We start from the raw sequence: 10,941 nt of genomic DNA on the forward strand, positions 1-10,941 counted from the left end.
CGAGCGCGGCTGGTTATGGTGCGAAACCTTAGGCTATTGGTTGGGAACTTGGGAGGGGACTATTGACCGAGAAACGGCAATTTGGGCGAGATTTTATGACCCGGAAGGCAATTTAATCCCCTTGCCAGAAGAAGCGGCACAAGAGCAAGCGGCTGCGGCACAGGAGCAAGCGGCCGCAGCACAAGAGCAATTAAATGCTACTCAGCAAGCTCTGGAAGCGGAAAGACAGCGTTCTCAGCGTCTGGAGGCTCGTTTGCGGGAAATGGGGATAGATTCATAGTACATTTGTACGGAATGATGAGGGTGGGGAGATAGGGAAATGGCGTGATCTAAACCCTGAGAAATTCTGTAAACTTCGATCAAAAGCCGCGTAAATTCTGTATTTTCTCTGGAAGTCTTAGATATAGCTTTTAAAATTGTGATCGTAGCGGCAAGCTAATCCAGATCAATTAAACTTCTTCCTCACTCCCGACTTTGTTAGTACCATGAAACCTAACTCTGGCCGTAAACGGTTATTATCCCTGATATCTGCTGTTTCTTGTGGCTCCCTCTTGATTTTATCCCCTCTAGCCCAGAGAGCGCAAGCAGACGATATTACGGATGCCTTAGAAGCGGTAATTGAATATACGGCTCAATTACACCAGATCAATTTTAAGTATTTGTTAAACGATGGCCCGATAACCACTCCCTGCGGCGTAATTTCCCTAGCGGCTTTCTGCACTGTAGATAATACAGTCTATGTCAATCTCAAGCAAGTTACTGGTATTAGCGATAATCCTTTATTTCCCCTTTACGCCGTCGCTCACGAGGCCGCTCACGCTGTTCAGTGGAATCGGGGTATCGGTGGCATCGATGAAGGTGGGATGAGCATCGGCATTGAATTACAGGCCGATTGTCTAGCGGGAGATACCCTTTCCTGGTTATTTACCGAAGCGAGAGGTTTATCCAAACAGGATTATATAATAGCGGGAAAACTTCTAGGGGAAGCGGCCTCGGAAGTGGGCGATTTTGAAGCTCCTAATCGCTCCCACGGGACACCGCAACAGCGAGGTGATTCGGTCTTACAAGGATTCTACGGGGAAAATCATGAAGCTTGTATGCGTTAGCTAACAATCAAGGCTATATTTCCCCTAGAATGCCTAAAAAAGCTTAAAAAACTACTGTAACCCTAACCAAGATAACAGACCTTGGCCAGTTAGATACTCGATCAACAGGGTGATCACAAAACCAATCATAGCGGCTCTACCGTTGAGGCGCTCGGCATAGTCATTAAAGCCAAATTTGGGATCTTCTAATTTGGGGGTTTGAGTCGGTTGTGGTTCAGTCATGATCTTTACAGTCCGTTTACATTTCTTTACTATTCTAGCGGAGTTAGAAGTTAGGTTGTAACTAATTTCTAACTCCTCTCTATTTGCCCTAATCTCGACCGTTAAGGGCGATCAAAAGGCGCAGAATAAAGATAAATAGGTTGATATAGGTCAAATACATCGATAAAGCAGCGCTGAGATACTGTTCATCTCTGTAGGTACGGGGCAAGATGTAAAAGTCCACCACTGCCGAGCCGGCAAACAAGAAAACCCCGATGCCAGAAATAGCGATTTCTAACCAGGTGGGAGTAGCGCCACCAAAGATAGAGAAAATTAGCTGACCAATGAGAACAATAAAGAGAGCGAGAATACCGATGCTAACGGTTTTAGTCAGGGCTAAACCATCTTTTTCCGACAGATTCGAGCCGATATTCCGTCCCAACACAAAAGCAATGCCGCAACCGAGGGCAGCAATTGCCACTCCTCGCAAACCAACACCGGAAGTACCTAAGGCCACATAGACGATTCCACTGAGAGTATAGCCAGAAAGAAGACTATAGAGAGTCAGGAGGGGCAGAGCAGTGCCTGTATTGCCTTTTTCCGCAGTATTACGGGCGACAAAAAATAAAATAATCTCGGCAATCAGAGCGACAAAGAAAGTCGGGAAAAAAATCTGGGGATAGGATTGGATCACACCTAAACCGCCATAGGTTCCCACCGCAGTTAAAATTAGACCGCCACCGAGATAGGGCAGAGCCTTGGGGATAACATTAGGGCCGATAAGTGCTTGGCTTTTGGCCTCGCGTAAAGCTTGACGAAAGTTACTGGTATTACTCATGGTGACTAGGTTCGAGATACTTGTCTCAATCAATCTTGTTAAACAGAAACTATTCTTGATTAGTTTGTCAAGAATGCCGAATAGTTGGCCGAGAAGAAAGAAAGTTTTCCCCTCAAGCACAATTACCTCTTGATTGTAACGAAAAGACTGGTGATCGAGCTAGAAGCCACAGTTTTCACCCCCCTTGACCGCTCAAGTCACCCTAAACAGAAGCCCGATTCAAGGCGATAATGTACCGTAAACTGGATATTTCCTGTTTTCATTAACTACAATCTTCAGAGTATCCCCTGACCTAAAGCCAAACCTGTCACCAACATTCCTAACACTAGAAAAGGCTGGGCGCTGGCTTGATATTTGACATCATTTTTGAGCGGATCCCGCAGAAAATACATATCTTGGAAAGTGATCTGAGGGATAATTAATAACAGTAAAATAGCGGCATAAAGATTCTGATGAATACTAATCAGATAACCCGCAATTCCTGCTTGAAAAACATCGATCATAATCACGCAAATCCAAGCCGAGGTGGTAATTCCAAACATAACTGGTAAGGATTTTAAGCCTAATTTTTCGTCACCTTCCACACTTTTAAAGTCGTTAACTACGGCAATGCCTAACCCCGCTAGACTATAGATGAGGGTTAGGATCATAATTGTCCAATTTAACTGACCAAAAAGGGCGTGACCAGCCCACCAAGGTAATGCTATATAACTAGCACCGAGGGCATAATTTCCCAGCCAACCATTTTGTTTTAATTTTAAGGGTGGCGCTGAATAAATATAGGCGATAAAAGAACCAAATAGGGTTAAACAGAGCATGATCGGGAAATCATGACCGGCCCAGCGATCGAGAAGATAAGCTATTCCTAACCCACCCGCTAATAAAACCAAAATCTGGCCGACTACTTGCGGAATAGAAATTGCCCCCGAAGGAATTGGACGATAGGGTTCATTAATTGCATCGATTTCTCGATCGTAAAAATCATTTAAAGTTTGGGTATAACCGGTCATCAATGGACCGGAAAGTAACATACAGGTGGCCGCTTTTAAGACATCTTCTAAAGACCAAGTATAATTCCCCGATGAAGCTGCCCCACAGACAACCCCCCAAATCAGGGGAATCCAAGTGATCGGCTTCATCAATTGTAAGCGGATTTTCCAGAGGGAAGTTTCTGCCGATGAGGCCCCTTTCATGCCCAATAATTGGCGAGTTTTGGCCGCTCGATCGTCCTTGTTTTCTATCTCGGTGTTCGACATAATCCTTTAAAAAGAAATAATTAAGTAACCGTCTTGGAATTTTGCCCCTTTTACCGCTCGTCCGGTTAGAGGCGGTGGTACATCAATATTACGCCGTTGATCCCCAGCTTCGATGGTTAATTCTGGACCCGATTGCGTCAGTTTTACCTGTTTTTTCTCGAATCCGGGTAAATAAACCTTGACCTGACCGGCTGCCGTATCGATTATTAACGGTTTGGGCGGCTGCACCGTGAGAAAATTGGGTAACTCGGCGATTAACTCCTGCCAATCTTCTCCTTGACGGTCGGGTAAAATTGCGGCCGGCAGCGGTGCAAAATCTTCCGTGGCACTCTGACAGCGATTAAAAATCACTCCCCCCACATTTAAACCGATTTGCTGCGCCCCACCCCAAAGATATTTAGCGTCTGCGATCGCAATTGGATCGTCATTGGTGACTAGATAGGCTAAAACTCGCCGAGGATTAGCTAAAGCGGAGCGTCCCTCGTCTAAAATGTTATTATCGGCTTTCTGACCTAAACCGTCGGGATTAAAGGAGAAATTGAGCACGGCAGCGGCGATCGGTTGGAAAAAGGGAGACAGGGTGCGACCAATCTCAGAATCGCTGAAAACCTGCCGAAAACGCCGTGAATACCAGCTGCCCACCTCTGGAATCCCCAACATTCGCAGGCTGTTGATATCTCCGCTGCCGTCGTAGATGATGACATCGTAATTGCCGCTTTTATCCTGTTCGCGCAGGAAATTTAAAGCCAGAGCTTGGTCCATCCCGGGTAAAATGCCCAACTCTTGACCATAAACATTTTTCAAGGTGGGAGAACGCAAATACTGCTTTTCTAATTCCTTGACTTCTTCCCAACTTTTTTCTAGTAAATGGGTACTACTAAGCTGGACAACCGAGAGATTAGGCGCAATTTCGGTAATGGAGGAGCTAGGGGAGGCCTTGAGGAGTAATCCCCAAGCAGGACCAGAATCTTGACCGATCAAGAGAACTTTTGACCCCAGACCAGCCATTTTTTTTGCCGCAGCGATCGCTATTGTACTGCGACCGCTGCCCCCCTTGCCCAAAAAGGTCAAAATTAAGGACATAGTTAATTCCTAAGCGTTGTATTTAGATGAGTTTGAGTTCATCCTCAAAAAACCAAGTAGCGGTCTTATCATCGAACTGGACAACAGCACCAACACCGCTGCCATCGGTCATCTTAAAATTTTTGATGACACCCACTTTACCTAATTTACCCGCTACATCCGAGTTAACGCGGTCTCTTAAGCGACAGACCTTGACTTTTTGCCCGATTTCCATTACTTCCACAGTTTTAATAAGACGATAATTCAATAAACCAATCCTAAGTTTAATATAAATTCGTGTAAGATAAACCCCCCCAATGCTCTTCAGTTATTGGTCGTTTTAAGATCATCTGCACTTAGCGATCATATGTACTAAGTGATCGGACAAAATCAACTTCTTGCTTAGGATAGGCAAAAGGGAAAAGGCAATAGGCAATAGGTAGTTAGGGTCTGCTGAATAAATCTAAAAACCTTGTTGGGTAAAACTTTTAGACTTTTTGTCAATCAAAAAGTACTGGATATGGGAGTGATCGGGGGGAAATTTAGGCACTTTTTCCCTGAAAATTAGGTAATTGACCCCCTCAAAATGGTTAAAACCCTACACCCCACACCCTACTCCCCACACCCTACTCCCAAGAAAAACTTTTTGCCGCAAACCCTAGTTAGATATGTGCAATTAATTGTGTCTAGCTACTCAAAAAAGGGGTTTTATTTGGTTTCTGGGGCAGGATTTTGCAGATTTTCTAGTTGTTCCCTTTGCTTGCGTTTAAACTCCTCGGCCGCTTCGTTGATATTATTGCGAGTATCTTCCTGAAATTCCGATCCGTCCCGGCTACGGCGAAAATTACTATTATGAATCAAGTCTAAAGGATTAAAACCACCGAGACTATCCCTGCCATCGGAACTACGTTCATTTTTTTGATAATCCGGTTGACTGGGGTTCAAGCTTTGAGCTAACACTTGCGGATTAAAATCAGCTCCGATTAATAAAATAGTAGCTAGGAATAAAGACGATTTGATTAACATTTTTTGAGTATTCATAATCTAACTAACTCCTCAGAAAATTATCTGGTTTTTGGTTGTGAGAAAGTTGCCAGCTTTTCAGTAATCAGTGAAATAAGAACTGTTTACTGATAGATAACTGATCAGACAATTTGAGCAACATTTTTTGAGTATTCATAATCTAACTAACTCCTCAGAAAATTATCTAGTTTTTGGTGGTCAGAAAGTTACAGGCTTTTCAGTGAACAGTAAACTGATAACTGATAACTGATAACTGATAACTGATAACTGATAACTGATTTAAGCAAAACGACGACGAAGTAAGGGCTGAATTGCCAAAAGGATTAGCAGATCAAAAGCTAAGAGCAGGCCTAAAACTGTCAAGAAATTGAGGTCAAGCCAAGGGGTTTGTAAGACTATGCTATCAAAAGACCAGTGCTGATTGAAATAAATATAACGGATCGGTTCGATCGCATAGGTAAGAGGGTTGAGACTAGCGATTACTTTTAACCAATCTGCCATAAAGTTTAAGGGAGCGAGGGCGGTACTGGCAAATAAAAGCGGTAAATTGGTGACGAAAATGACGGCGATTAATTCGATATGTCCGGGTAGAGCAAAGGTTAAACTGAGACTTAAGGCAGTCATACCCAAAACTATTAGGAACACAATCAAAGCGATCGCACCTAATCCGGCTAAACTGGGCAATCCTGCTCCTAAAAAGGCACTAGCGGCCACGATCGAGGCGGTTTGGATGAAACTGAGGGCGATAATATAGATGGTAGAAGCGGCCACGATCGAGTAACGAGTGGTTAAAGGCGCTACCAAGAGACGGTTAAGAAAGCCAAATTCTCGATCGAACATTACCGGCAAACCGGCATTTAGGGCCCCAGAAAAAGCGGTAAAGACAATCACCCCGGGGGCGAGAAATTTAGCATAACTGAGATCGTTGCCGAATAGACCCTGGGGGGCATTATAAAACAATGCCCCAAATAAAATCAGCCACATAAATGGCTGAATTACCCCCGCGATTAGGGTTGAAGGACGACGTTGTAATTGGATGAACAGACGTTTAGTCATGGCCAGAGTTTCTTGCAGAAATTCCCCTAGCACATTTCCCCCATCGTCCACCGTTGCTCCTCTAGTGGGATTGGGGGCTAAACTAGCTTTTAAGGAAGAAGGTGTGATGGTTTGGCTCATGAAATATTTACCTCGAAAGGGAAGGATTTAGGTAGAGATTTTGGGATTGTCACTCTCAATCCCTGGCAAGCTGACAGTTCTATTTTAAAGTGAACAGAAGGATAAGTAGTCGTGCAAAATTAATTTCCTAGTGAAGATAGGCAAGAGGCAAGAGGCAAGAGGTGGTTAGATATGTGTAATTAATTTTGCGCGCGGTACTTATAGCAGTTATCTTTATTTTGAGGCGATAAGTCTCTGGTTTTAGGGAACACCAGAACTTCTGTATTAGTTAAGCGTACTTGCATTAGGGAACGCACCCTACAAAATTGCGATCGCAATACAAGCTAATGATGCATCCCACCCATTGGATTGCGATCACCAAACCAAGCCATCAACCAAGTTTGCATCTGCTGAATTTCCTGGCGCTGGCTAGTGGCAATGTTCTCAGCAAAGGGTTGGACAGGCTGATGCTTCACCAGATTATGATTCAGGAGCATTTGCGACATCATCACGGCTCCCATATGATGTTTAATCATATCTTGTAAAAAAGTTTGATCTAGGGCATCGCCCTGAAGTTGACTCAGATCGCGCATCATGGGAACGTAGGAGATGCTAATATTCCCGCTGGGATACCACTGGTTGAGCCAGTTTTTCATCTGAGCAATTTCAGCAGTTTGCGCTTGAATGATATTTTGAGCAAACTGCCTCATCTCAGGACGACTAGTGCGTGCCAGAATAACCTGGGCGGTATCGATTGCCTCCTGATGGTGGGGAATCATTTGGGCAAGATAGTTAAACTCGCTACTGACCTGCATATGATGCATCCCACCCATGCCGTTGCGAGAAGATTGAGCAGAGGTGGAATCTGGAGAATTTCCAGATGGACGTGTCAGAAGTAAAGTTAAGGTTGCAGTCAACCCAAGAGCGGCAACCGCCCCCAGCACAATAATGGCTTTATTCTTCATGGGAGAAACCATTTACAAATCTCACCATACTATAGCACCTGCTCAAAAGTAACCGGAACTATCTTGACCAAGAAATTGGCAGTCTGACGGCTGAACTCACCCGCCGTCGTTAACTTCCGATAAGGCTCAGACAGTACCTGATGAGCCTTTCTTTGTCAACTCTTACTGAATGAGCCTGCCCTGCCAGAAGCCCTTTGATTTCCTGAAGATTTACTCAGGAATCCCAAAACATTGTTGTTGTCCACTAACCAATGACACACCTGGGGTTCGATTGTTTGCAAAAGCTTCATCTATTAGCTTTTGAAAATAATCTAAACACTGCTGTCATGTCCATCCACTTCTTTGTACATTTTGACTAGGTGAAGATGAACGTTGTCTTTCAAATGATTTTAGACAAGTCATAAAAGCGTTAAAGTCATTCCCGTAAATCCTATCACAATAATTCCATTGCTCTGGACTTGGACTTGTTTGAGCTAAGGCTATTGTAGCCGCAACACCCACTGAAAGCACGGTAACACTCAAAACCATAGCATTTTTTAAAATGCTGATCATCGACTTATTGACTACTAGCATAAACCTTCCACCTCCAATTTTACAGGGCGTTGTCAAATTGAAAGATGATCCGAATCAGCTTGGAACTGATTTCATATTCTGATCTGACAACGCATATTCTGATCTGACAACGCCTTATTCTTAAGATATTATCCAACAAGGTTTTTAGATTTATTCAGTCAGCCCTATTTAATGATCGCTGCCGTTTTCCTGTACCGCTCCTAACTGTTGACGCACATCATCGATCGCTAGATTTAACTGGGCAATTTTATCTTCCAAACTGCGGCGGGCCATTTCCATGCCTTCCTCTGGAGTCAAGCGCCCATTGCGGCTCTCCTCTAAAAAAGCTTGATTATCACCATCTGCTAAACTGCGACGGCCGCGATTAGCCAACACTGTCCCCAAAACACCGCCCACTAAACCACCGACAATCGCGCCGGCTAAAAAACCGCCCGTAAACCCATCTCGCTGACTCATAATCCCTTTTTCTCCTAATAGGTTCCAAAAGCTCGATCGCCGGCATCGCCCAATCCTGGCACGATGTAACCGCGGCTATTTAATCCTTCATCGATAATAGCCGTATAGATGTTCAAGCTGGGATAATTTTGACTCAATTTCTGTAAAGCTGGCGGGGCAGCCACGACGGAAATCAGGCGAATCAGGGCAGGATCAACGCCTCTGCTGGTAATTTCTGCCATTGCCATTGAAATTGATCCCCCCGTGGCTAACATCGGTTCGAGAATTAAGACTCTCGTGGCTGGATCAAAACTGGCCGGTAATTTATTTAAATAACAACTCACCTCCAAAGTTTCCTCATTTCTGGCTAAACCGAGGTGATAGGTACTAGCTAGGGGTAAAAGGCTTTGGGCCCCTTCCAACAGGGCTAATCCTGCCCTTAAAATCGGAACTACGGCGATCGGTACGCTAGGATCGATAAAAGTAGCGGGACATTCCGCTAGAGGGGTTTTAACGCTAGTTTCCAGGGTCGGCAACCATTGCCGCGCCGCTTCGTAGGTTAACCAGCGCCCTAGTTCCGTCATCGCTGTTTTAAACAATACCGAGGGTGTATTTTGATCGCGAGCGATCGCCAGCCAATGCTTAACCAGAGGATGTTCGGGAACGTAGACGCGCAGTTGTAAAACCATGAAAAGACTGGAACTCGATCGAGGGCTAAACTTTATCTTAAGCGAAAAAGCCTTCAGGAGTCAGTTATCAGTGATCAGTAATCAGTAATCAGCTTTTTTCTCCCTATCTCCCCATCCCCTAACCCCCATCCCCCATCCCCGATTAAAATAAAAGCAAGCCAGAAGCTTGCGAGCGGCTTCTGACTTGGGGAATTTTAACGACGACGGGTTCTTTGTCGTCTCCTGGCTACTGCTTTACGCTTTCTCTTTTCTTGAGGGGTTTCAAAAAATTGATGCTTTTTGATATCCGCATAAATTCCCGCTTTCGCTACCTGTCGCTTAAAACGACGCAGGGCTGATTCGATCGCCTCGTTCTGACCAACTACCACTTGGGTCATTAACCTAATTCACCTCCTGTAATTGCTCTCTGCCTAAAAAATGCCAACTTCTCATTATAGCACAATCTAGGGTAAAAAGCGATCCAAGGCGGCCTTTAATTCTTCAATTTCTGTCTCGATACTACCTTCCTGGGCAGCCCGGGCAATACATTCGCTCAGATGTTCGTCGAGGATCATTCTGGCGACGCGATCAATCGCCCCGCGAATAGCGGCAATTTGCATCAAAACTTCGGGACAGGGACGATTTTCCGATACCATCGTCTTGATGCCGCGAATATGTCCTTCGATGCGCGAGAGACGGTTAATAATTTGCTTCAGGGAAGCTTCGCTATGGACGTGGGGAGTCCCTTTTGACTCGTGGTCATGTCCCGTCTCGTCGTGGTTGCGAAGGGGGTCGAAAGGGGTAATTTGATTAGTCAAGGGCTTACCGTCAATTCAGTTCTACTCTCTAGTGTGCCACAGTTGCGAACCCCAGTCCCTCCCATGGTTTTGTCTGGTTTAAATTTCGGTTCAGGGGTCTTTGGTTTGCCAATCGGGGCAATTTTCCCCTTGATTCCAACCGCAGGGATGAAATCCACAAATTAGACGCTCTTGCATAATTAATTTTTCAGGGTTCAAAAACGGCAAAAATAAGGATTAAATTGCCTAAAATCTGTAAATACACCATTTAATCGACTATTATTCATTCTTAATTCTCCTGACTACTGGCTACTGATACTAAATCCTGTTTAGAAAGTATAGGGGACCAGGGAGTGGGGAGTGGGTTTTTTAAAGTTCGATTAGGAGTGAGAGATTGAAGCTGGTGATGGGATTTGAACCCGCGACCGGCTGATTACAAATCAGCTGCTCTACCACTGAGCTACACCAGCATTTTTGACCAATCCATTATAACACAAATAGGGCTTGCTGAAAAATTTTTTTCTGGGTCTCACAGGTGTAGGTATTTTACCAACCTGTGAAGACGAGACAAGGAGGACAAGGAGGGAAATCCGAATCTAATTCTTTTTTTTGCTACCTTTAATCGCTTATGAGGTCAGCAAAGCACGACTTTTTGACCAATTTTCAGCTATGTATTTCCGAGAAATCGCCTAAAAATCTGGCCAGATCAGGATTTGAGAGATTGACATCCTCACCGCCGTAAACGGACGGTGATTCCCAAACCTCACGATTTAGGTTTCTGCTTCTTTCCCTTGCGGGGTTCCGCACCGGCCTTAACAGATTTACTCTGTTCTGGTCTTATGGTCGCTCTACAGACTGACAC

The 10,941-nt window shown here is 44.6% G+C and carries 13 protein-coding genes, 1 tRNA gene and 1 pseudogene; 2 read left to right on the forward strand and 13 right to left on the reverse strand.

Features of this window, described 5'->3' with window-relative positions; all coding sequences use genetic code 11:
• Both IM479_RS06370 and IM479_RS06375 read left to right on the forward strand, forming a co-directional pair.
• A pseudogene (locus IM479_RS06370) lies at positions 1-280 on the forward strand (Uma2 family endonuclease); the annotation flags it as partial.
• 205 nt (positions 281-485) lie between these two features.
• Entirely contained in the window at positions 486-1,106 is a 621-nt protein-coding gene (locus IM479_RS06375; protein WP_287077084.1) for a metalloprotease, read from the forward strand.
• A gap of 51 nt (positions 1,107-1,157) precedes the next feature.
• Here IM479_RS06375 and IM479_RS06380 read toward each other — a convergent pair whose 3' ends face one another.
• The 13 genes from IM479_RS06380 to IM479_RS06440 all read right to left on the reverse strand — a co-directional run bounded on the left by IM479_RS06380 (position 1,158) and on the right by IM479_RS06440 (position 10,549).
• Positions 1,158-1,328, reverse strand: a complete 171-nt coding sequence (locus IM479_RS06380; RefSeq protein WP_002742489.1) for a CAB/ELIP/HLIP family chlorophyll-binding protein — start codon at positions 1,326-1,328, stop codon at positions 1,158-1,160.
• Between the two features lie 88 nt (positions 1,329-1,416).
• The gene (locus tag IM479_RS06385) at positions 1,417-2,145 is read right to left on the reverse strand and encodes a Bax inhibitor-1/YccA family protein (RefSeq protein WP_287686004.1); all 729 of its coding nucleotides are present in this window, start codon (positions 2,143-2,145) and stop codon (positions 1,417-1,419) included.
• A 275-nt stretch (positions 2,146-2,420) separates the two neighbouring features.
• Positions 2,421-3,401, reverse strand: a complete 981-nt coding sequence (gene chlG / locus IM479_RS06390; RefSeq protein ID WP_002796856.1) for a chlorophyll synthase ChlG — start codon at positions 3,399-3,401, stop codon at positions 2,421-2,423.
• Between the two features lie 6 nt (positions 3,402-3,407).
• Positions 3,408-4,484, reverse strand: a complete 1,077-nt coding sequence (locus IM479_RS06395; RefSeq protein WP_287685999.1) for a Get3/ArsA fold putative tail anchor-mediating ATPase NosAFP — start codon at positions 4,482-4,484, stop codon at positions 3,408-3,410.
• A 22-nt stretch (positions 4,485-4,506) separates the two neighbouring features.
• Entirely contained in the window at positions 4,507-4,698 is a 192-nt protein-coding gene (gene petP, locus IM479_RS06400; RefSeq protein ID WP_002742483.1) for a cytochrome b6f subunit PetP, read from the reverse strand.
• 473 nt (positions 4,699-5,171) lie between these two features.
• Complete coding sequence (locus IM479_RS06405) at positions 5,172-5,504, reverse strand: hypothetical protein (RefSeq protein ID WP_287686000.1); 333 nt, start codon at positions 5,502-5,504, stop codon at positions 5,172-5,174.
• A gap of 261 nt (positions 5,505-5,765) precedes the next feature.
• Entirely contained in the window at positions 5,766-6,662 is an 897-nt protein-coding gene (locus IM479_RS06410) for an ABC transporter permease (RefSeq protein ID WP_287077092.1), read from the reverse strand.
• A 323-nt stretch (positions 6,663-6,985) separates the two neighbouring features.
• Positions 6,986-7,618 (reverse strand): DUF305 domain-containing protein, encoded by a 633-nt coding sequence (locus tag IM479_RS06415; RefSeq protein ID WP_353737571.1) that lies wholly within the window; start codon positions 7,616-7,618, stop codon positions 6,986-6,988.
• Between the two features lie 729 nt (positions 7,619-8,347).
• On the reverse strand, positions 8,348-8,635 hold the full coding sequence (locus tag IM479_RS06420; protein WP_287686002.1) for a ssl2009 family thylakoid membrane protein: 288 nt from the start codon (positions 8,633-8,635) through the stop codon (positions 8,348-8,350).
• 14 nt (positions 8,636-8,649) lie between these two features.
• Complete coding sequence (upp, locus tag IM479_RS06425) at positions 8,650-9,303, reverse strand: uracil phosphoribosyltransferase (protein WP_287686003.1); 654 nt, start codon at positions 9,301-9,303, stop codon at positions 8,650-8,652.
• Positions 9,304-9,497: 194 nt separating this feature from the next.
• Positions 9,498-9,680: a 30S ribosomal protein S21 gene (rpsU, locus tag IM479_RS06430; protein ID WP_002738938.1), complete on the reverse strand. Its 183-nt coding sequence runs from the start codon at positions 9,678-9,680 to the stop codon at positions 9,498-9,500.
• A 66-nt stretch (positions 9,681-9,746) separates the two neighbouring features.
• On the reverse strand, positions 9,747-10,100 hold the full coding sequence (locus IM479_RS06435) for a metal-sensing transcriptional repressor (RefSeq protein WP_286823726.1): 354 nt from the start codon (positions 10,098-10,100) through the stop codon (positions 9,747-9,749).
• Positions 10,101-10,477: 377 nt separating this feature from the next.
• Positions 10,478-10,549, reverse strand: a tRNA-Thr gene (locus IM479_RS06440).
• Positions 10,550-10,941 lie beyond the last annotated feature (392 nt).

The organism is Microcystis sp. M165S2, from assembly GCF_020245885.1.
Classification (GTDB): Bacteria; Cyanobacteriota; Cyanobacteriia; order Cyanobacteriales; family Microcystaceae; genus Microcystis.

Coding starts and splice junctions, on each gene's coding strand:
- IM479_RS06380 (WP_002742489.1), bottom strand. CDS start 1,328: ATGACTGAACCACAACCGACTCAAACCCCCAAATTAGAAGATCCCAAA.
- IM479_RS06395 (WP_287685999.1), bottom strand. CDS start 4,484: ATGTCCTTAATTTTGACCTTTTTGGGCAAGGGGGGCAGCGGTCGCAGT.
- IM479_RS06405 (WP_287686000.1), bottom strand. CDS start 5,504: ATGAATACTCAAAAAATGTTAATCAAATCGTCTTTATTCCTAGCTACT.
- IM479_RS06375 (WP_287077084.1), top strand. CDS start 486: ATGAAACCTAACTCTGGCCGTAAACGGTTATTATCCCTGATATCTGCT.
- upp (WP_287686003.1), bottom strand. CDS start 9,303: ATGGTTTTACAACTGCGCGTCTACGTTCCCGAACATCCTCTGGTTAAG.
- IM479_RS06415 (WP_353737571.1), bottom strand. CDS start 7,618: ATGGTTTCTCCCATGAAGAATAAAGCCATTATTGTGCTGGGGGCGGTT.
- petP (WP_002742483.1), bottom strand. CDS start 4,698: ATGGAAATCGGGCAAAAAGTCAAGGTCTGTCGCTTAAGAGACCGCGTT.
- rpsU (WP_002738938.1), bottom strand. CDS start 9,680: ATGACCCAAGTGGTAGTTGGTCAGAACGAGGCGATCGAATCAGCCCTG.
- IM479_RS06385 (WP_287686004.1), bottom strand. CDS start 2,145: ATGAGTAATACCAGTAACTTTCGTCAAGCTTTACGCGAGGCCAAAAGC.
- IM479_RS06410 (WP_287077092.1), bottom strand. CDS start 6,662: ATGAGCCAAACCATCACACCTTCTTCCTTAAAAGCTAGTTTAGCCCCC.
- IM479_RS06420 (WP_287686002.1), bottom strand. CDS start 8,635: ATGAGTCAGCGAGATGGGTTTACGGGCGGTTTTTTAGCCGGCGCGATT.
- chlG (WP_002796856.1), bottom strand. CDS start 3,401: ATGTCGAACACCGAGATAGAAAACAAGGACGATCGAGCGGCCAAAACT.